The sequence below is a fragment of the Algibacter lectus genome, assembly GCF_004368925.1.
Classification (GTDB): domain Bacteria; phylum Bacteroidota; class Bacteroidia; order Flavobacteriales; family Flavobacteriaceae; genus Algibacter; species Algibacter lectus.
The window spans coordinates 87,276-108,269 of sequence record NZ_SORL01000010.1 but is presented as its reverse complement, the minus strand read 5'-3'; the positions used below and the strand labels follow the sequence as shown (position 1 = coordinate 108,269).

Below are 20,994 nucleotides of genomic sequence, written 5' to 3'. Positions count from 1 at the left end.
TAAATAGTAATTTTATTTTTCTTCTTTAGCAATCATTTTACCAACCTGCTTTAAAATTTTGGCCGATTCTTTTGGTACATTTCCATCACCATCAGGGCCAATATTGAGCAAGAAATTCCCGCCTTTTTGGTTGATGTCTTTAAGCTTTTGGTAAACGACTTCTGGACTTTTCCAAGCGGTGTCTTTTATTTTGAAGCCCCAAGAATCGTTCATGGTGTAGCAAGCTTCCCAATAATGTTTTAAAGTTGAATCTGGATGAAATTGTTCTGGCGTACCAAAATCTTTTTTGAATTTATCACGTTTTGAAACGCGGTTGTTAATGATAACGCTTGGTTTTAAGGTTCTGATGTATTGATATAAATCGTTACCATCTTCTTCGGTCCACCAATGTGTCCAATCGGCATCGAACCAAATAATTTCGCTATCGTAATTTTCGACAAGCTCCTTAATTTGGTTTTTCATGTAGGTGACATACTCTTCTTTTCTGCCATCCTTCATGGTGGTTAATCCCCAGTTTTTACGCTTTTCTTCTTCGTTATATTCCACCGTTTGGGATGGATGATGCCAATCTATGATGCTGTAATAGGTGCCAAAATGTAAACCGCCCTTTTTGCAAGCATCGGCAAGTTCTTTTACTAGATCTCTACCTTTCATTGGACTTTTAGCAATATCGAAATCGGTATATTCAGAATCCCATAGGCAAAAACCTTCATGGTGTTTGGTAGTAACCACCAAATATTTCATACCTGCTTTTTTAGCTAGCTTTACAATGTTATTGGCATCAAAATCTTTAGGATTCCAAGTGTTTATTAACGTTGCATATTCTTCCGAAGAAATATTTTGATTTCCTTGAATCCATTCTGCATAGCGCCCTTCATCATTACCTTTGTAAATACCGCCTAATTGGCTGTAAAGACCAAAATGAATAAACATGCCATATTTAGCATCTGTAAACCATTGCATTCTTTTAGTGAAATCGGCTTCAGATTCTTCTAAATAATTAACCTGTTCTTGAGCAAAGCCAAAAGTGATTAATGAGAGAAGAGTGACTAAAATGACTTGTTTTTTCTGCACAGTATAATTTATTAGTGTTTTATATGTTTTGCGGTTAAATAACGCTCTAGGTGAGAAGCATTCAACTCATCACTATCTCCGTATTTAGTGCGCATATTTTCTAATTGCTTATGCATATCTGCTTTTACATCGGCATAAGCAGGATCGTTGTAAAGGTTATTCATTTCCGAAGGGTCTTTTTCTAAATCGTATAATTCCCATTGTTCAATATCATAATAGAAATGGATTAATTTGTAACGATCTGTTCTTACGCCATAATGACGTTTTACATGGTGCTCTCCTGGGAATTCATAATAAGTGTAGTAAATAGCATCACGCCATTCACTAGCTTCACCATTTACTAACTTTCTAAAAGATTCTCCTTGAATGTCTTTTGGAATATCTACACCTGCATAATCTAAAAATGTTGGTGCAAAGTCTAAATTTTGTACAAGACCATTAACAACAGTACCTGCTTTAATTTCTTTTGGATATTTAACTAAAATTGGAGTTCTAAAAGACTCTTCGTACATAAAACGTTTGTCGAACCAGCCGTGTTCACCTAAATAAAATCCTTGATCGGATGTGTAAACAACAATTGTATTTTCTTCTAAACCATTTTCTTTTAAATAATCTAAAACTTCACCAACACCATCATCTACAGATTGAATGGTTCTTAAGTAATCGTGCATGTAGCGGTTATATTTCCAAAGAGCAAGTTCTTTTCCTTCTAATTTTTTAGCTTTAAAATCGGCTATAATAGGATCATAGTAAGTGTCCCAAGCAGCTTTTTGCTCAGCATTCATACGGTCATATTTTTTTTGAAACATGCCTCTGTACTTGGTTTTTATATCACCATCTTTATCTAGCATTTTTAAATCGTACACTAAATCCATGTCCTTGTAGATTCCCATTTCGTGTGCTGCTGCAGCAGGTCGCCCTTCGTAATCATCAAAGAAGTTTGCTGGCGGATCGAATGTTTTATCATCAAAAAGCGTTAAATATTTTTCCTCTGGCATCCAAGTTCTATGTGGAGCTTTTTGGTGATAAAGCATTAAAAAAGGCTTGTCTTTTTCACGTTTGTTTTCTAACCAGTTCAATGCAATATCTGTGGTTACGTTTGTTACATAACCTGGTATGGTTTTCTTTACGCCATTCTCAATAAATTCTGGAGAGTAATATTGACCTTGGCCAGGTAGTACGTTGGAGTAATCGAAACCTTGTGGTAAACCATCCATGTGAATTTTACCAATTAATGCGGTTTGATAACCCGATTTTTGAAGGGTTTTAGCGAAGTTGTCTTGATCCCAGTTAAACGGACTAATATTATCTACTTTTCCGTTTACAAAGCTGTGTTTACCAGTTAGCATTACAGCTCTACTTGGTGCACAAATGGAATTTGTTACAAAACCTCTGTTAAAGAGCGCTCCTTCATTCGCAATTCTATCAATATTAGGCGTGTTATTTAGTCCATGACCGTAAGCACTAATGGCTTGGTAAGCATGGTCATCACTCATTATAAAAACAATATTTGGTCGTTGTGGGGTTTCAGCTTCAACCTTAGCTTTTGTTTCGTTTTTACAGCTAAAGCATAACATAAAAGCCGATAAAACCACCAAGTAGGAATTATTCAATTTTGTTGTATTCAGAATGTGTTTTGCCATTTTTATGAATTGAATTGTTAGTGTTTTTTTCTTTTGTGAAATATTTATTTCTTTCCAATTTTGTGTCCCCAGACAGCAAAAAACAAAATAAGAGCGTAGCAAGGAATTAATATCCAATAACTACTTGTTGCAGCGCTTGAAGTTGCTTGCACCTGATCTATACCACTCGCTATGAGTTCTGTTTTATTGGCATCTACAATTCTACCGTATAATGGCGGGATAATTGCACCACCAGAAATAGCCATAATTAATAGGGCAGAAGCGGTTTTGGTAAATTTGCCTAAACCTTCCAAGGTTAAAGGCCATATAGCTGGCCAAACTAAGGCATTTGCAATACCTAAACCTGCTACAAATAGAATAGATGTAAAACCAGTAGTATATAAAATACATAAACTAAATACAATACCAAGTACTGCACTTGCTATTAAAGCTGTTTTTTGTTTAACATATTTTGGAATTAAAAACACACCTAACGCATAAGTTGCTACCATGGCCATAAGGGTGTAAGTTGTAAAGTATTTAGCTTCTTCTCCAGTAAAGCCTAAAGAAATACCGTAAGATATAATAGTATCTCCAGCAATTACTTCTGCACCTACATATACAAATAAGGCTAACACACCTAACCATAAATGTGGGAATTGAAATATGCTAGTTTTAGTGCTTTTACCTTCAACAGTATCGTCAGTATCTTCTGCTTCAACATCTGGTAATGGTGCCATTCTTATCAGAACACCTAATACAAAAAGAACGATAGCCATAATTAAATAAGGCATAAATACGCTATCGGCCATAGTATCTAAAAGTACATTTTTCTCTTCTAAAGAAACGCTTCCTAATTTATCCTTAACTTCATCTATACCCGATAGCAGTAATGCACCAAAAATTAAAGATCCTAAAGCTCCTGCAGTTTTGTTTGCTATTCCCATAATAGCAATACGTTTAGCTCCACTTTCCATTGGGCCTAAAATTGTAATGTATGGGTTAGCGGCTGTTTGTAAAAGCGTCATACCAACACCTTGAATAAAAATACCTGTTAAAAACACCCAATAAGTTCTTGCTTCGGCTGCAGGTATAAAAAGTAAAGCACCTATACCCATAATGATTAACCCTAAAGACATACCTTTTTTATAGCCTATCTTATTTAATATATAAGATGCTGGTAATGCCATTAAAACGAAAGAGATGTAAGATGCAGAAGCGACTAAATAAGATTGCGCATCTGTTAATTCGTTTATGGTTTTCATGAAAGGAATTAACGCCCCGTTGATCCAGGTAACGAATCCAAAAATGAAAAACAAACTCGCTATAATAACGATTGGAACTAGATTACTTTTTTTTGGTGATTGCATATTTTTTTTGATTTTTATTATTAAATCTGAATAAATAAAAAAAATACAAAAAATCTAATGGTTGGTTCCCATTCTAATTCTTTAGTCGATTAATTGTTTTTTTGAATTTTGCAGATAGTTTTAATTGTTGACTAAATTAGATGTTATAATGTATTGAAACAAATACTAAGTTAGTAGAAAACTATTTTATTCTTTTAAGAAAAGGGAGGACGTTATGAGGATCCTCCCTTAGACTTAAAATAAAACAAAACTAAACTTCAAATAAACTTACCCTAAAGTAAGTGACATAAAAGATTATTAGAAAATTAGTTCGACGAATAACAGGTTTGAAAAGGTGTTGGTTAAAAAGAATTTAATTCAATAAAATTATTTATCGTAAGTGATATAAGCAGACACTAACCAATGGTTAGATTTATCTTTTCCGGCTGCTGTAGCAGGTATTGTAATAGTTAAAGATTGCTCGCCAGATTTTAGGTCGCCAAGTTCTGCAACAAAAGGTTCTACCTTAGAACCAGGACACCAATTTGAGCGAGAAAGATCTGAAGACGCTAAACGCTCTTCAATTTCCTTAATCTTATATGTTTTTGTTTTTCTATCTCTGTAATAAGTAGAGTCTTTACGTAACCAAACGCCAGAAGTTGGGTTAAAACGTCTAAAAGATGCGCAATCGTCTCTCCACGGAATAGTATCTATTACCGTTTTTCCGTTAACTATAACGGTGTTTTTAATTTTAATAAATTCATCACCACCGCTATGTCCGCCGTGCCCTGTGGTAATGTAATGCAGTTTAGCGTTTTTAATGTTTTTATCTAAAACGAACTTATGCTCTAAGGGTCGGTTAGCAAAAAAATCGGGCAATGCCTGTCCTTTTACATAGTTTACCGCATTAACTAAAGGTAAAACTTCGCGTTGTTGTTTTGGTCTGCCAGAATAGATAAGGCTTAAATCCACTTTATAACCAACTTTACTCCATGCATCAATCCAAACACCTACATAAAAAGTATCGCTAACAATACTTTCAAGGTCTGATATATCTTGATTCCAAACTACTTCTTTTTCCCAATGTGGTACATAAACCGGTTTTCTATGTTTTACTTCATCATTGCTGTAATGGCCAACTCCAAATGGCGTCATAAAGCGTAATAATTCAACTACAGGTTTGTAATCTTCAGTCGCTTTTACACCGCCGTGCTTTTCATTCATGTAAGACTCCTTCGGAAATTTAGTTTTGCCTTCTGCTAAATTTAAAAATGAAATATCATCAGGATTAGTAATTACAAAGCAAGAACCCGATTTATCCCATTTATCACCATTAGAGCGTAGCGATAATTTAATATGAACATCGGTACCTTTTTTGAACTTTGGCACAGTGACTTTCTTTAAAATTACACGACCACCTTGCAGTCTAATAATATCAGGATTATCAACGGTTGGTTTTCCGTAATTAACTTGTTGATCTTCGAATATTATTTTTTCTAGCTGCTCTTGTGAAAAAGACTGTGAACTACTAATTAAAAGAATACATAGGGCTATGAATCTGATTTTCATTTTAAATTGATTTTTAAATTTGAACCTTTTATTAAATCTGAATGGTTAATGAAGTAGCTATTATACGCCTTACCATCAAGTTGAATTGTGTTTATAATACCTTTTTCAGTACCCGATTTTTCAATAACAAGCGTTTTTCCTTGGTAATAATTCGAGTCTAAATCGATAGTTATTTTATCGAAAACAGGTGTTGATATCGTATAAATAGGATCTCCAGGAGATACAGGATAAATACCCATCATGCTATAAATTAACCAAGCCGACATGGTGCCTGTATCATCATTGCCTGGTAAGCCAGCAGGTTTGTTTTGGAAATATTCATCCATTAGCTCATGCACTAATTGTTGCGTGTGCCATTCTTCACCTTTTACATAATTGAATAAATAAGGATAAGCAATATCGGGCTCGTTTGCCATATCGAATTGTTTGGTGCTAAATACCTTTTGAAGTTGTTCGCTAAAACCTTTTTTACCGCCCATAAGTTTCATTAAACCTTTAATATCATGCGATACCATAAAGGCATATTGCCAAGCGTTACCTTCAATAAAACCAATGTTTTTAGTGAAATTTGCTCCAGCTAACGGATCGAAAGGTTCGTGCCAAGTACCGTCTGCATTACGCGGGCGTAAAAGTTTTAAGTCTTTATCAAATAGTTTTCTATATGAAATGGAACGCTTAGAAAAACGTTGGTAATCGTCTTTTTTATTTAGCGCTTTGGCTAATAGTGAAATGGAATAATCGGTGGCGTTATATTCTTGAGTGGTAGAAACCGAACCATTTTGATCGGTGTTTAAATAGCCATTTTCAATATACGGTTGAATACCAGGTCGTAACGGATTATTTTCTAAAGCATCGGCACTTTTTACCATAGCTTCATAGGCTTTTTCAATATCGAAATCGGTGATGCCTTTTAAATACGTATCCGTTAAAATAATACCTGCAGGATCACCCACCATAGTTGTGGTTTCGGTAGCGTTGAGTTCCCATTTTGGTAACCAGCCACTTTCATCATAAATATCGAGCATACTTTTAACCATATCCGATTGTGACTTCGGGTAAACCAAAGACATCAAAGCGTGAAGGTTTCTGTAGGTATCCCAAAATGAAAACACTGTAAATCGGGTGTTTTCAGTCTTTAAAGTTTCTCGGGTTGTCATTTTTGGATATTCACCATTAAAATCATTTAAAATATTGGGATGAATAAGCGTGTGATAAAGTGCTGTGTAAAAAATGGTTTTATCATCTTCAGTACCGCCTTCGACTTTGATTTTGGAAAGTTGCTGTTCCCAATATGCTTCAGCTTGTTGGTGTATCGTTTCAAAACTGAAATCTTGTGTTTCTTGCTCTAAATTTTCGCGTGCATTTTCAATACTCACATATGAAACTCCAATTTTAACTTCTACTTGGGTTGGTTTTTCAAATTGATAAGAAAAATAACTCCCAATACTATCGCCTAAAACTTCTTTGCGATAACCTTCCATAAGTCTTGGTTTTCCATTGTATGGCATCCAAGCAGCTTCAGCGCCCTTATATTTTTTAGGAGTTTTCCAAACACCATAATTTGTTGCAGATTTACTAAATTTTGCAACGAAATAAACCGGATAGGCTTCTTCGGGTTTGTAATAGCAAAAAGAGCCCACGGTACGCATACCTTCAATTTCTGTTGGCGATACTATTTTTATAGCGGCACCTTCCTCATTCGTTAAGCCTAATCCTAAATTTAATAAAATGTTCGATTGTCCTTTCGGGAATGTATATCTAGAAATACCCGTTCTGGTAGTTGTTGTGGTTTCAACCTTAATATTATATTTTGTTAAAACATTAGAGTAATAACCTGCTTTGGCCGTTTCGTTGGTGTAGGTACTTCCGTATTTTAAATGATTGGTTTCAACATCACCTGTGGTTGGCATTAAAAGGATAACACCTAAATCTGGACAACCAACACCACTTAAATTGACGTGAGAATAGCCTGTTAAAAAGGTGTTTTCGTTCACATAAGGGTTGGATAACCATCGACTATCTTTTTCTAATGTATTTTGAGTTCCCGCCACGTTGAAAGGAGATACACTTACCATACCTCGTGGTGCAATAGCTCCAGGATTGGTGGCTCCAAAGTTTGAAGTTCCTATAAACGGATTTACATATTTAGTGAATTCTTGCGCATTTACAGCCAAGGTGTTTATTAGGATAGATACAATAAAAAGCTTTTTTATCATCGTGTAGGGATGTTTATAGATGGTTATTACAGCATCTAAATTAAGCGGTATTTACTTAGTATAACAGAAATACTAATCGAATTTTAATCGATTAGTATTTCGTCTATAAATAACCAACCTTCGTTGGCATTTTGTTCATTTTTAGAAGTGCTCACTTTTACTTTCACAAATCGTGCAGATTCTGCTTTACACTCTAATATAAAATCTTTCAGTTCAGGTTCAGAGCTATCGGCGTATGGTCTTTTAAAAGCGACGGTCTCTTTAAATGTTTCACCATCTTTAGAGGTGAAAACCTGAATTAAAGTTGGGTAGTAGATGCCATTTTTTTGATTTTCCATACTACCAATAGTAACCTTGTTGATTGGCGTTTCTTTTTCTAAATCGATAGTGATTTGGGCAGCAGAATTTAACCAACCTTGCCATCTACCATCTCTAAAGTTTTTAGTACCTCTTAGTGTATTTACTAAATTATATGCGCCAACACCTTGGTACCTTTTATGGTATTCTGTTTGGTAAGTGGTTTTATGAGCTACTGCATTGTGGAACTTCACTGTGTCTTTAAAAACGTTTCCAACTAAAACATCATCTTTAAATAAGCCAGCTTTTACAGCAGTCGTTTTAGATAAAATAATAGGTTCTGTATAATGTTTTGAACCGCTATTTAAAGGTTCATCATTTAAAGCATAACGAATATCAGATACTGTATATTCATTTTGTAAAACTAACGATACCGTTTTGTTTTCAACACTCGTTTCCATTTTAGAGGTTACAATAAATGAACTTTTTGAATAGTTTATGCCTAAATATTCATAACGCTCAAAAGCAGCTGGTAATCGTCTAGAGAAATCGTCCCAATCTCTTAAGTTTTTAGAACTCCAAACGGTTTCGGCTAAAGCCGTTAATCTTGGGAAAATCATGTATTGCGAATGCGATGTTGTTGGCACGAACTCAGCCCATAAGTTGGCTTGTCCACCTAAAACGTGTTTCGCTTCGGCTTCGGTCATTGTTTCTACAACCGGATCAAATTCATAGACTTTATTTAAAGGTGTAAAACCACCACCTCCAGCAGGTTCTTGTTCTGGTGGGCCTTGGTAATAATCGAAATAAGAATGCGAAACAGGTGTCATAATTACATCGTGACCTTGCGCTGCAGCTTCTAATCCACCTTTAAAACCACGCCAGCTCATTACTGTAGCGTCAGGAGCTAAACCGCCTTCTAAAATTTCATCCCAACCTACAAGTTTTTTTCCTTTAGAATTGATAAATTTTTCTATTCTTTTGATGAAATAACTTTGAAGTTCTTCAACACCTTCTAAATCTTCATCTTTAATTCTTTTTTGACAATGTGGACAGGTTTTCCAATTGGTTTTTGTGGCTTCATCACCACCAATATGAATGTATTTTGATGGAAATATATCCATAACTTCAGTTAAAACATCTTCTAAAAACTCAAAAGTATGTTCTTTACCTGCACAATAAATATCTGTAATTGGCCATAAGGCTCCCGATGGCACACCAATAGGTTCTGCTAAACATGATAATTCTGGGTATGCTGCAATAGCACTAGAAACATGGGCAGGCATTTCTATTTCTGGTATTACATCGATACCTTTTAATTGTGCGTAAGCTACAATATCTTTAAGTTCTTCTTGTGTTAAAAAACCACCGTAACTAGCTTCATCATCAGGGCTATTTTTAGTTCTAGAATTCCAAGGAATATCTTCTTGGTCTACATGCCATGCACCAACTTCAGTTAGTTTTGGATATTTTTTTATTTCGATTCTCCAACCTTGATCGTCTACTAAATGAAGGTGCAATACATTCATTTTTAACATAGATATGGCATCGATTGTTTCTTTGATATAAGCTGCGTCGAAAAAATGACGTGATAAATCGAGCATTAAGCCGCGATATTGAAAACGCGGGCTATCTTCAATTTCAATATTTGGAATTTCCCATGAAATATCACTCACCACGTTTTTACTTTCTATAGCTGTTGGTAGTAATTGACGTAAAGATTGCACAGCATATAAATATCCTGAATTGCCAGAAGCTTCAATAGTTATTTGTGCATCTGTAACAGTTAATTTATAAGTTTCTTCCGCTAAGTTTATGTCTTCTTTAAAGCTAACAGTATTACTTTTTTCTGAAGCATCGGTGATTGCTAAATCCCAATTCGCTGCTAGTTTAAATTTATCTTGTAATAATGTAGCAGCATTTTTTTGTTCATCATTAGAAACAGCAAACGTGGTGTTTTTATTAAATTCAAAAACGCCAGGATTTATTTGAACCTTTTCAATTTTAGGAATGATATTAATATCAGCTTCCGTATAAATTTTAGGTGTTTTTTCTTGGCAAGCTGTCAGTGTTAATAGGTAAATAGCAGTTGCTAAAAAGGGTCTGTATAATTTATTTTTCATTAGGGTCATTATTTATCTTTCCAAGTCATTTTAAAATCAGGTTTCTCCATTCGGTTTCCGTTATCGGCATCGCAAACTGCGAAATTGAAACCACCACGTAAGCTATAACCACCATATTCACCTTGCTTATTTATTGCTATAAAACCAACTTGCAAATAAGGCATGTCTTTATGGTTTTTATGTTTGTTGTAAATGCGTTCTACAATGGTTTTACAAGCTTCATTTGGCGATAAACCTTGGCGCATAAGTTCTACAACCATAGCGCTTCCGGCCGTTCTAATTACGGCTTCGCCTAAACCTGTTGCGGCAGCGGCACCCACTTCATTATCTAAAAATAATCCAGAACCAATAATAGGGGAGTCTCCAACGCGACCGTGCATTTTCCATGCCGCTCCGCTTGTTGTACAGCCACCAGTTAGGTTTCCGTCTTTATCAATAACAAGCATACTAATGGTATCGTGGTTTTCAATGTTTATTACAGGTTGGTATTTCGATTTTTCTAACCAGTTTTTCCAGGCTTTTTCAGATTCTGGTGTAAGTAAGTTTTCTTCTTTAAAACCTTGGGATAAAGCAAAATTTAAAGCGCCTTGACCAGATAACATCACGTGTGGTGTTTCTTCTAAAACCTTTTTTGCAACCGAAATAGGGTGTTTTATACCTTGTAAAAAAGATACTGAACCACAATCACTATTTTGGTCCATAATACAAGCATCTAGCGTTACTTTACCTTCTCTATCGGGAAGTCCGCCATACCCAACACTTCGAACTTTTGGATCGGCTTCAGAAATATTTAGGCCTTTTTCTATGGCAGTAAGTCCAGATTTACCTGCATTTAGTGCCTCCCAAGTAGCTTGGTTTGCCGCTAAACCATGATTCCAAGTAGAAATAATTAATGGTTTTTTTGCGGTTTTTATTGGCGCTTCTTTTGGAGCTGTTGTTGCATTGGAGGCTTGAACACCGCACGCACTAAATGCGCTTAATGCCACAGAACCTAATGCTGCTTTTTTTATAAATTTTCTTCTACTCGACATAACTTAATAGTTAATTAAATACTTCTGATGATGGTGCCATTAGGAATTTATCATCCTTATTTGGCGTATCTCCCATAACAAAAACCAACTCGCCACCTTGCATAATGGTTTTATGAGAAATATAACTTTGATTGATTTTTTTTCCGTTAAGGCTGATAGATTGAATATACTTATTGGTGTCGCTATTATTTTCTGCGGAAACCGTAAAGCTCTGTCCATTTTCTAAATGAATGGTTGCTTTATCGTGCAACGGCGCACCAAAACTATAAAGACCTTGTGCCGGATTTACCGGATAAAAGCCTAAACTACTAAAAATATACCAAGAGGACATTTGTCCGCAGTCTTCATTTCCGCAGTGTCCGTTAGGTGCATTTTTATATTGAGTTTTTAGAATTTCTCTAACTTTTTCTTGTGTTTTCCATGGTTTGCCAATGTAGTTGTATAAGTAAGCAACATGGTGGCTCGGCTCGTTACCGTGGGCGTATTGGCCAATCATTCCAGTACTAAAAATAGGAAGTTTATCTTCTTTTAAAGGATAATAAGAAAACATGGAATCTAACTTTTTCTCGAAGGCTGTTTCTTTTCCTATGGTAGATACTAGACCTTCAATATCGTGAGGCACAGACCAAACATATTGCCAAGCGTTACTTTCACAAAAATAAGGAGTGTAATCCTTCGGAATAAAATCTTCTATAAAGGTACCGTTTTTATATTTCGGTCTCATAAAAGTGCTAGAATCGTCGTATATGTTTTTCCAGTAATTAGCACGTTTTGAAAATGTTGTATAGTCTTCCGTTTTACCTAAAGCTTTGGCGAATTGCGCAATACACCAGTCATCATAAGCATATTCTAATGTTTTTGAAACCGACCAATTTTCGTGACTTTCATCAATAGGTACATAACCGTAAGTCATGTAATCATCAATTTGTCTTGACTGATCCATGGCGCTAGCTTTACAAGCTTCAAAAGCTAATTCGGCATCAAAATCTTCAATACCTTTAAAATAAGCATCAACAATTACAGGCACAGCGTGGTAACCAATCATCATGTTGGTTTCGTTACCTTGCATAGACCAAACGGGCAGTAAACCGGTTTCGTTGTAATGCGCTAATAAAGAGTTTACCATGTTAGACACACGTTTTGGGTGCAGAATTGTATGTAAAGGATGTGCCGCGCGATAGGTGTCCCACAACGAAAAGGTATCGTATCTATCGTAGTTTTTGGCGTTCATTATGGTGTCGTTTGCACCTTTATAATCGCCATTTAAATCGCTTAATAAAGTTGGTGCTAACATCGATTGATATAGCATGGTGTAGAAAATAGTTTTCTTTTCAACATCATCAGTTTCAATCGTAATTTTTTGTAATTGTTGGTTCCAAGTGCTATCGGCTTGTTGTTTGTAAGCTTCAAAATCGAAACTAGGCGCTTCCGTAGCAATAGATTTGTATGCGCCGTCAATACTACCTGTAGATAAGCCTGTTTTTAAAACAATCTGTTCGTTTTCGTTAGTATCGAAATCAAGAATTAATTTGGTGTTTATTCCTTTTAATGGCGAAGTTGCAGGTTTGTTATCTTCTAAAAGAGTATAAGATTTAAAAGGTTTTGATAATTTTATAACAAAAAACAAACGTTGGTCTCTAGCCCAACCTTTAGACATTCTGTAACCTTCTATAGTTTCGTTATCGACCACTTTAAAGTAAGTGTCTGTAGGCTTATCCCAGTTTAGAGAATACCCTAAATCGATATGAATTTGTGATAAACTATCCTTTGGGAAAGTATATTGATGAATACCTGTGCGTCGCGTTGCTGTAACTTCTGCTTTAATGCCGAAATCGGATAACATTACGCTGTAATAACCCGGTGAAGCCGTTTCGTTATCGTGAGAGAAACTAGAAAACGGTTTGAAGTTATTGGCTTTAATTTTTTCTGAAAAACGACTGTTAGTTGGCATGACCAAAATATCGTACATATCGCCGGCACCTGTACCACTAAGATGTGTGTGTGAAAATCCAGAAATGATAGAATCTTGATAAAAATACCCTGCAATTCTATCCCAACCTGGTATGCCATGATCTGGGCTTAATTGCACCATACCAAACGGAACAGTGGCTCCAGGGTACGTATTCCCTGGGCCATCGGTACCGATAAATGTATTAACAAAAGCGGTTAGTGTTGTTGGTTTTGCTTCAACTTGTGTTTCTTTTTTACAAGCATAAAAACAAAGGGTTAGTAAAACGATATAAACACTTTTGTTCATGATAATTTATTCTTTAGAATTTTTAATGACTTCAAATTGTTCGTCAGACATGCTATAATCATCGAAAAAAGCAACACCTTTGGCGCCATTATCTTTCGCTAATTGTATAGCCGATTTTAAATCGGGTACGCTTAATTTTGGTGTGTATAAACCGGTATGCAATTCGGTTGGGCGACCTTCTAAATCGTCAATACCTTGTTTTGTTGCGTAACCAATCCAATCTAATTCTTCGTTATAAAAGTTGTAGTAAATCATTGGTAAAACCATATCGATTTTCCATTTATCCCAACGTTGACGAACCATGTGGTCTGCCATTTCAGGATAAGGGAATACAGCTGCACTTAATTTTTTATTGTGTTTGTGTACCAAATCATAAGCTTCGTTAACCAAAGATTTAATTTCGTTTAAACGGAAGTTTTTCCACTCAATATCTATAGCAGGGTTTTCCATTTTGCGAGGATCTTTATGATGAAGCGCCATGAATTTTTCTACACTAGCATCAGAATAATCGAAATCGAAATCTGGTAATTCTTCTTCTTGTTTTAAATCGTATTTAGGAAGTAAACCTATTGGTAAATAAATGTCTGGGTAACGAATATAATCTAAGTGTACACTAGCAACACCTTCAACTTTAGCCAAACCTTCAACCAAGCTTAAAATGTGTTTTCTAGCTTCTGGATGACTTGGTGATAACCATTGGTAGTAGTTTACGTAAGGACGCTCATCGAAACAAGATTTTCCGCTACGGCTTACCATATACCATTCTGGGTGTTGTAAAGCAATAGAATCGCCTGGTCTGTTTGTAGTAAACATCCATGCGTGCACCTCTAAACCAGCTTTGTTAGCAAGAGGAGCAAGGCGCTTTAATAATTTTGGATCTGCACCTGTGTTCATTAAAACGGCATCGATACCATTACTTTTTAATTTGTTGAAATGTGCCGTGTATGCAGAGTCTGATTTTTTATGACCAACAGTAATCCAGTTCCAATATTTAAATTTTGCTGGAGCTTCAATAGTTGCCGTTTCAGTTTCGCTTGCTGTTTCAATTTTTACTGTTTTATCGCAAGATACCACACTTAATAGTAGGCTTAAAAATGCTATTTTTAATACGTTCATGAGTTATTATTTTGATATAAATTTTCCATCTTCTGTAACGGTGAGTACCTTATTTGTGAACGGACTTTTAACTGAAATATTCCATCCGGTACTGTGCATTTCTAAAGTTGGTGTTATTAATTTTTTGTCTATTTTTATTTCTGAAGTCGTTAAATCTTCTATGGAAGTAAAATAGGTTTGATTTTTTTTGAAATGTGCGGTTTGTATGCGATACAGTTTATACAACTCCCATTTTAGTTTATCATCTTGAGGAATGGTAAAAGTATTTTCTCTTTTTGGTGCTTCCGAAGAAAATAAAACATAAGCCCATTTTTCGGGTTCATGCATATTTATAACACCCATTGGCGACCAAACCCAGTTGTATTCGTGCAACAATTTGCCGTTAGCGTCTTTTTTTCTTTCGTATTTGCCATTGGTAATTTGATGATCCCAATTGACTCTAGAAAAATTGACACGCCAAAATTGATCGGTAGGCACATTTTTATGAAAATAACCTGTTTTATAGGCTGCCCAAGGAATAGCAATTTCTAGAACCCAACCTTTGTCGATATCGTTTGGGTTATTGATGGTACCGTTAACTTTTACAGCAGATTTTAAACCAGTAATATTCCAGTCGTTTAGCACCACGTTGTTGTTTCTATATGGTTTGCTTACAAATAAATCCCAAGCGGTGTTTAGTGCGTTTATCTCAAGCTCGTAGTAATTATGAGTATCTCCAGTTGGATCTACAAAAATTTCAAAGTCATTATTATGAAAAATAATGGCATCGCGCTTCGTGATATCACCCCAAACATGTGGCTCGTCCATTTTGGCTAAAACATAGAAATAAGTATCATCCCAAAGCATTTTAACTTCTGTTTTATACTTAGGTTGTTTTTTGCCTTCAATATCGATAAACGGGTTGCTCCAAGCGACTTTGCTCCAAGCACCTTCGTTAAATTCACCATCAATAGTTATAGTTTCCGAAGTTTTATAAGCGGTATACGTTTCGGGAATAGTGGTTGTTTCTTCTTGAGCACAACTTAAAGCCGAAATGCTACAACTTAATAACCATAAAAATGTGACCTTCAACTTCATCTGTATCGCTTTATAAACTGTTGTTTTTTGTAAATTCTACCACTTCGCTTAATTTTCCAAAAGCTAAAGCGACTACTGTATCTGCAGCGCCATAATATACGGCCAATTTATCTTCTTCTGTATCATGTAATGCTGCACATGGGAATACCACATTTGGTACATCGCCTACTTGCTCGTAAATTTCGGCAGGACCTAATAAATAAGGTTGTGTTCTGTATTTAACTTGGTCTGGAGCGTCTTCTTCTAAAAGCGCAGAACCCATAGCATATCTAAACCCGTTACAAGTATTTATAACACCATGGTAAAGCATAAGCCAACCTTCATCGGTTAAAATAGGGATTGGGCCAGCACCAATTTTGGTACATTGCCATGCGCTATCTTCAAAGTTTGTGGCTTTCATAACGCAACGATGTTCGCCCCAATATTTCATGTCTGGACTGTAACTAATATAAATATCACCAAAAGGAGTGTGGCCATTATCACTTGGTCTGCTTAACATCGCAAATTTCCCGTTTATTTTCTTCGGAAACAAAACACCATTTCTGTTGAACGGTAAAAATGCGTTTTCACATTGAAAAAACTCTTTAAAATCGAAAGTATATCCAATACCGATGGTTGGGCCATTATAACCATTACACCAAGTAATCCAATAACGATCTTCAATAAAAACAACACGCGGGTCGTATTTATAATCAGAATCTATCATTTCGGTATTTCCGGCTTGCATTTTAATAGGCTCATGTTCGATATCCCAATTGATGCCGTCTTTACTGAAACCAGCAAAAATATTCATTTGTACTGCTTTGTTATCACAACGGAAAACACCAGCAAAACCATCTTCAAAAGGCACAACGGCACTATTAAAAATACTATTAGACGATGGAATGGCATACCTATCTATAATAGGGTTTTCGCTATAACGCCACATAACATCATTACAATGACTAGGTTTTTCTTGCCAAGGGATTTGTTTCATTCTTTTCAACTTTTGAGTTAATTGTTATTCGTTAGATAAATCTTCGGTGTCTGGAATTTGACGGACTTTATCTAACCATGTAAATTTTAAAATAACCGATGTGATTATAAAAATAAGCAATGCTATTAAACTTTTAGGGTAATCTCTAATCATAAAGTAAATTGGCAGTAAAACCATACTCGATTGCCAGATTATACCCACTAGACAATTTAACATATCGGCTTTAAAATCTGTGTTTTTAGTGACCTCAGGTTCGTCTATTTTTAATGCTTTATAAACCGGATGCCACCAACCCCAAGGGCGAACGTTGTTGTAGAACGCTTTTAAGGTTTCCATATTGGTTGGCGCTGTTAAATAGGTACCTAAAAAAGACCCCAATAACGACACGGCGAAGATAATTGGAAATATGTAAATAACATCAATGTGTGCACAGTGGTATAGCCAAGAACCGACTTCGAAATTCGATTTATTCATGTCTAATAAAAACTGAATAGTCGCAATAATTAAGCCAGAAGTCATACCCCAAAAGTAGCCCCAACCATTAAAACGCCACCAAATCCATTTTAAGAAATTCGATGCTACGTAACCGCCATAAAGCGCACTAGTAATCCATAAGGTTATTGCGTTAATAGATTCGGCAAAAAAGCCCATAGTAACACCAAGAATAACAATAGCAAAAGAGGTGATATGACTGGCTTTTATATAATGTGATGGTTCGGCTTCTGGTTTTACGTATTTTTTGTAAATATCGTTAACAACATAAGCCGGTCCGGAATTTACAAAGGCTGAAAAAGTTGACATAAACGCAGCTAAAAGCCCAGCAAGTAATAAACCTTTAATTCCAACAGGAACGTGGTTGTTAATTACGGTAGGTAATATAATTTCTAAATCGTCTAAGCTTAATGTGGGTGAAGCTGCCAAAGATGGCGCTAAGTATACTAAAGCTAAAACAACAATACCTGCAATAAGTAAATAGCGAGGAATAAATAAAATAAGGTTTGTAAAACCACTCATGTATGCGGCTTCTTTTACCGAGCGTGTCGATAATATACGTTGCATATCGTAACTTGGTGTTGGGCCTGCAATACTTGCAAAAAAGCCTTTAAACAAGCACATGCCAATAAAAGCACCGAACATTTTGTAACCTTGTGTGTCTACCAAATCGTTGAATGCAGTGAGTTTTCCGGTCCAAGAGCCTTCAATAGAATTTCCGAAGAAAATAGTACTCCATTCCGTAGAAATGATATTATTTATTTCCACATCGGATACCGAAACGAAAGCATAAATAGCAATTAATACACCTGATAAAACCATGATGCCGTATTGTAAAACTTCGGTAGCAACTACCGAAAACATACCGCCTTTAATGGTGTAAATAGTGGTTAAAAATATAATGATTAATGCATAACTCTGACTTGAAGTTAGTAGCACAGCATCGTTTAAAATAAAAGGAATATCCCAGGGTAAAATAACCGACATAAATTTACCAACACCTTCAAAGAAGTAAGCAATAAAACCTACGGAAGCTACAATAGCAAATATAGCCACAATTAGGTGTGAAGCTCGGCCAGCTCTATCATCGCCAAAACGTGTTAATATCCATTCTGAACCCGTCATGATGTTTGAACGTCTAATCCAAACGGCAAGGAAAACCATGATGAAAATTTGATTCCATATCGGCCACATCCACATAAACATGAAACTTTTGGCACCATATAAAAAGAGTAAACCAACCATCCAGGCGGTACCCGAAACATCGAACATTCCGGAGCCATTACTAAGCCCTAGGTAGTACCATTTTATACTTTTTCCTCCTAAAAAATAAGAGTCTAAACCTTTTGATGCACGTTTAGATATCCAAATACCAACACCGAGGGTTAATAGGATATAGAGTACAATTATTATTACATCTATACTATGCATTATTTTGCGTTGTTTGTGTTAATTCCCCACGATTTGTTTGGTGTATTTCCCATTGTGAAATGAAGTGTTCCACCTTCTAAAAGGGTTTTGTGAGAAATGAGGGATTGATTGAAAGGACTGCCATTAAGAGTGGCAGATTGTATGTAAATATTTTCGGCTGAAACATGTTCTGCTTCAATAGTAAAACTTTTGTTTTCTGAAAGATTAATGATCGCTTTATCAAAAATAGGACTTCCAATTTCGTATTCTGTAGAAGCCGGATTCATTGGGTATAAACCAATAGAACTTAAAGCATACCAAGCACTCATTTGTCCACAATCTTCATTACCACTTAATCCGTTAGGTGTGGTGTTGTATTGCGTGTCTAAAATATAGCGCGACCAATATTGTGTGCGCCAAGGTTTATCGGCGTGATTAAACATGTAAGCAATATGATGACTCGGTTCGTTTCCATGAGCATATTGCCCAATTAAACCAGAAATATCAGCAGATGTATTACTTCCTGTAATTTCAGAACTTTCAGTAAATAATTGCTCTAAGCGGTCGGTAAATATATCGTTACTGCCGTGTAGTTCAATAAAGTTTTCTACGTTGTGTGGTACAAACCAACTGTGTTGCCAAGCGTTACCTTCTGTATAATCTGTATGTTCTCTGTGGTTAGAATATTTAGGATCGAAAGGGGTGTTCCAAGATTTTCCGTTTTCAGATTTTCCTCGCATAAAGCCCGACTCATTATCAAATAAAAATTTGTAAGCTTCTGAGCGTTCTGAGAAATAATTGTAATCTTCTGTTTTTCCTAAAGCCTTTGCCATTTGTGCCACGCACCAATCATCATAAGTATATTCAAGTGTTATAGTAACCGATTCATCTAATAAATTATAAGGGATGTATCCAAATTCTTTATAAAATTTTAAACCACGTTCATCCTGCATCATGGTAGTTTTCATGGCTTCGTATGCCTTTTCAGCATCAAAACCCCGAATACCTTTTAAGTAAGCTTCAACAATTACGGGAATAGAGTGGTAGCCCGTCATGGTGTTGGTTTCATTGCCGTAAAGCGTCCAAACCGGAAGAATCTTTTTAGTTTCATAATAAGCCAACATGGTGTTTGTAATATCTGAAACTTTATCTGGTGCAATTAGAGTAAGTAAGGGATGTTCTGCTCTAAATGTATCCCAAAGTGATAGGGTAGAGTATGCGGTGTAATTTGTAGCAGTAACTATGCTATCGTTCTCTTTTCTAAATTGACCATTTTTATCACTGAAGGTAACAGGCGCTAATTGTGCATGATACATTGCGGTGTAGAAAATAGTTTTTAAAGAATCTATTTCAGTCTCTACTTTAATTTTAGAAAGCGCTGTTTCCCAAGTAGATTCTGCCTGTTTTTTAACGGTTTCAAAATTAAAACCATCGGCTTCTAAATTACCTTTTGCATTGTCTATACTTACTGATGATAAGGCTACTTTTGCAAGTAATTCATTGTTGTCATCTGCTTTAAAGAACAATTGTGTTGCTGTTTGTATTCCTGTGGCAACATTATTTTCAATGATTTCTTTATCTGAAACTAAAGTCTGTTTTGTAATAGGTTTAGAGAATTTAGCAACAAAAAACACTTTTTGGTTTCTGGCCCAACCTGTGCTGTAACGGTAACCGCTTATGGTATGTTCGTCTTCAATTTTTATAGAGGTCTCTGTGGCTTTATCCCAGTTAATCCCAAAACCTAAATTTACTACTACCGTTTGTGTATCGGCAGGTTTAAAGGTGTATTTGTGGTACGCTGTGCGTAACGATGTTGTTAATTCTACATTAACATCATGGTCTTCAAGAAAAACTTGATAATAACCCGGAGTAGCTTTCTCGTTGTTATGGTTGTAAGTCGACTTATAACTTAATGAATCTCGTGATTTTGGTGTGTTCGTGATGTCTACAGCTTTATTCACTGGCATAAATAAAACATCGGCTAGATCGCCAATACCTGTTCCACTTAAACTTAAATGACTAAAACCAACAGCAATAGAATCGGAGTAATGATAACCAGAACACCAGTCCCAACTGCTTTTCCCGTTTACCGGACTTACTTGTAACATTCCGAAAGGTACTGTTGCACCAGGGTAAGTATGACCATGACCACCTGTACCTATAAAAGGGTTTACATGTTTGGTTATAGAATCATTTTTAGCTTGTTTTTTTTCGGTACTTTTGTTACAACTAATGATTAAAAAGGTAGCGAGAAAAAGTAGAGTAAAGTTTTTCATAAAATGATTTAAGCGGTTTAATTATTTAAATTTTCATAAATTTAGCGAATATTAAAAGTTATTTAGACGGATAACGCATTAACTCAGGTAAACATCAAAAAATACCTCT

The 20,994-nt window shown here is 35.6% G+C and carries 13 protein-coding genes; all 13 read right to left on the bottom strand.

Annotation, left to right across the window (positions count from 1 at the left end; translation table 11 throughout):
• Nucleotides 1–12: 12 nt before the first annotated feature.
• The 13 genes from DFQ06_RS14375 to DFQ06_RS14315 all read right to left on the bottom strand — a co-directional run bounded on the left by DFQ06_RS14375 (nt 13) and on the right by DFQ06_RS14315 (nt 20,885).
• Nucleotides 13–1,074, bottom strand: a complete 1,062-nt coding sequence (locus DFQ06_RS14375; RefSeq protein WP_133968427.1) for an alpha-L-fucosidase — start codon at nt 1,072–1,074, stop codon at nt 13–15.
• An 11-nt stretch (nt 1,075–1,085) separates the two neighbouring features.
• Nucleotides 1,086–2,717 carry a sulfatase family protein gene (locus DFQ06_RS14370; protein WP_206672773.1) on the bottom strand — a complete coding sequence of 544 codons (1,632 nt, stop codon included), beginning with the start codon at nt 2,715–2,717 and terminating at the stop codon, nt 1,086–1,088.
• Nucleotides 2,718–2,761: 44 nt separating this feature from the next.
• The gene (locus tag DFQ06_RS14365; protein ID WP_042506109.1) at nt 2,762–4,066 is read right to left on the bottom strand and encodes a sugar MFS transporter; all 1,305 of its coding nucleotides are present in this window, start codon (nt 4,064–4,066) and stop codon (nt 2,762–2,764) included.
• Nucleotides 4,067–4,432: 366 nt separating this feature from the next.
• On the bottom strand, nt 4,433–5,614 hold the full coding sequence (locus DFQ06_RS14360; protein ID WP_133968426.1) for a PNGase F N-terminal domain-containing protein: 1,182 nt from the start codon (nt 5,612–5,614) through the stop codon (nt 4,433–4,435).
• Complete coding sequence (locus DFQ06_RS14355) at nt 5,611–7,830, bottom strand: GH92 family glycosyl hydrolase (RefSeq protein ID WP_133968424.1); 2,220 nt, start codon at nt 7,828–7,830, stop codon at nt 5,611–5,613. The genes DFQ06_RS14360 and DFQ06_RS14355 overlap by 4 nt, the downstream gene beginning before the upstream one ends.
• 83 nt (nt 7,831–7,913) lie before the next feature.
• On the bottom strand, nt 7,914–10,250 hold the full coding sequence (locus DFQ06_RS14350; RefSeq protein ID WP_133968422.1) for a glycoside hydrolase family 20 protein: 2,337 nt from the start codon (nt 10,248–10,250) through the stop codon (nt 7,914–7,916).
• A gap of 8 nt (nt 10,251–10,258) precedes the next feature.
• Nucleotides 10,259–11,281 (bottom strand): glycosylasparaginase, encoded by a 1,023-nt coding sequence (locus DFQ06_RS14345; protein ID WP_074939466.1) that lies wholly within the window; start codon nt 11,279–11,281, stop codon nt 10,259–10,261.
• A 10-nt stretch (nt 11,282–11,291) separates the two neighbouring features.
• Nucleotides 11,292–13,538 carry a GH92 family glycosyl hydrolase gene (locus DFQ06_RS14340; RefSeq protein ID WP_133968420.1) on the bottom strand — a complete coding sequence of 749 codons (2,247 nt, stop codon included), beginning with the start codon at nt 13,536–13,538 and terminating at the stop codon, nt 11,292–11,294.
• 6 nt (nt 13,539–13,544) lie between these two features.
• Nucleotides 13,545–14,654, bottom strand: a complete 1,110-nt coding sequence (locus tag DFQ06_RS14335; RefSeq protein WP_133968418.1) for a family 10 glycosylhydrolase — start codon at nt 14,652–14,654, stop codon at nt 13,545–13,547.
• 6 nt (nt 14,655–14,660) lie between these two features.
• Nucleotides 14,661–15,731, bottom strand: a complete 1,071-nt coding sequence (locus tag DFQ06_RS14330) for a carbohydrate-binding family 9-like protein (RefSeq protein ID WP_133968416.1) — start codon at nt 15,729–15,731, stop codon at nt 14,661–14,663.
• A gap of 10 nt (nt 15,732–15,741) precedes the next feature.
• Nucleotides 15,742–16,707 (bottom strand): glycoside hydrolase family 130 protein, encoded by a 966-nt coding sequence (locus tag DFQ06_RS14325; RefSeq protein ID WP_042506104.1) that lies wholly within the window; start codon nt 16,705–16,707, stop codon nt 15,742–15,744.
• Between the two features lie 24 nt (nt 16,708–16,731).
• Nucleotides 16,732–18,630, bottom strand: a complete 1,899-nt coding sequence (locus DFQ06_RS14320; RefSeq protein WP_074939454.1) for a sodium:solute symporter family protein — start codon at nt 18,628–18,630, stop codon at nt 16,732–16,734.
• Nucleotides 18,630–20,885, bottom strand: coding sequence for a GH92 family glycosyl hydrolase (locus tag DFQ06_RS14315; RefSeq protein ID WP_133968414.1), 2,256 nt, complete (start codon nt 20,883–20,885; stop codon nt 18,630–18,632). The genes DFQ06_RS14320 and DFQ06_RS14315 overlap by 1 nt, the downstream gene beginning before the upstream one ends.
• Nucleotides 20,886–20,994: the final 109 nt, after the last annotated feature.

What these genes read in the sequence shown, in the direction of transcription:
- DFQ06_RS14370 (WP_206672773.1), bottom strand. Translation starts at nt 2,717, where the DNA reads ATGGCAAAACACATTCTGAATACAACAAAATTGAATAATTCCTACTTG.
- DFQ06_RS14365 (WP_042506109.1), bottom strand. Translation starts at nt 4,066, where the DNA reads ATGCAATCACCAAAAAAAAGTAATCTAGTTCCAATCGTTATTATAGCG.
- DFQ06_RS14360 (WP_133968426.1), bottom strand. Translation starts at nt 5,614, where the DNA reads ATGAAAATCAGATTCATAGCCCTATGTATTCTTTTAATTAGTAGTTCA.
- DFQ06_RS14355 (WP_133968424.1), bottom strand. Translation starts at nt 7,830, where the DNA reads ATGATAAAAAAGCTTTTTATTGTATCTATCCTAATAAACACCTTGGCT.
- DFQ06_RS14350 (WP_133968422.1), bottom strand. Translation starts at nt 10,250, where the DNA reads ATGAAAAATAAATTATACAGACCCTTTTTAGCAACTGCTATTTACCTA.
- DFQ06_RS14345 (WP_074939466.1), bottom strand. Translation starts at nt 11,281, where the DNA reads ATGTCGAGTAGAAGAAAATTTATAAAAAAAGCAGCATTAGGTTCTGTG.
- DFQ06_RS14340 (WP_133968420.1), bottom strand. Translation starts at nt 13,538, where the DNA reads ATGAACAAAAGTGTTTATATCGTTTTACTAACCCTTTGTTTTTATGCT.
- DFQ06_RS14335 (WP_133968418.1), bottom strand. Translation starts at nt 14,654, where the DNA reads ATGAACGTATTAAAAATAGCATTTTTAAGCCTACTATTAAGTGTGGTA.
- DFQ06_RS14330 (WP_133968416.1), bottom strand. Translation starts at nt 15,731, where the DNA reads ATGAAGTTGAAGGTCACATTTTTATGGTTATTAAGTTGTAGCATTTCG.
- DFQ06_RS14325 (WP_042506104.1), bottom strand. Translation starts at nt 16,707, where the DNA reads ATGAAACAAATCCCTTGGCAAGAAAAACCTAGTCATTGTAATGATGTT.
- DFQ06_RS14320 (WP_074939454.1), bottom strand. Translation starts at nt 18,630, where the DNA reads ATGCATAGTATAGATGTAATAATAATTGTACTCTATATCCTATTAACC.
- DFQ06_RS14315 (WP_133968414.1), bottom strand. Translation starts at nt 20,885, where the DNA reads ATGAAAAACTTTACTCTACTTTTTCTCGCTACCTTTTTAATCATTAGT.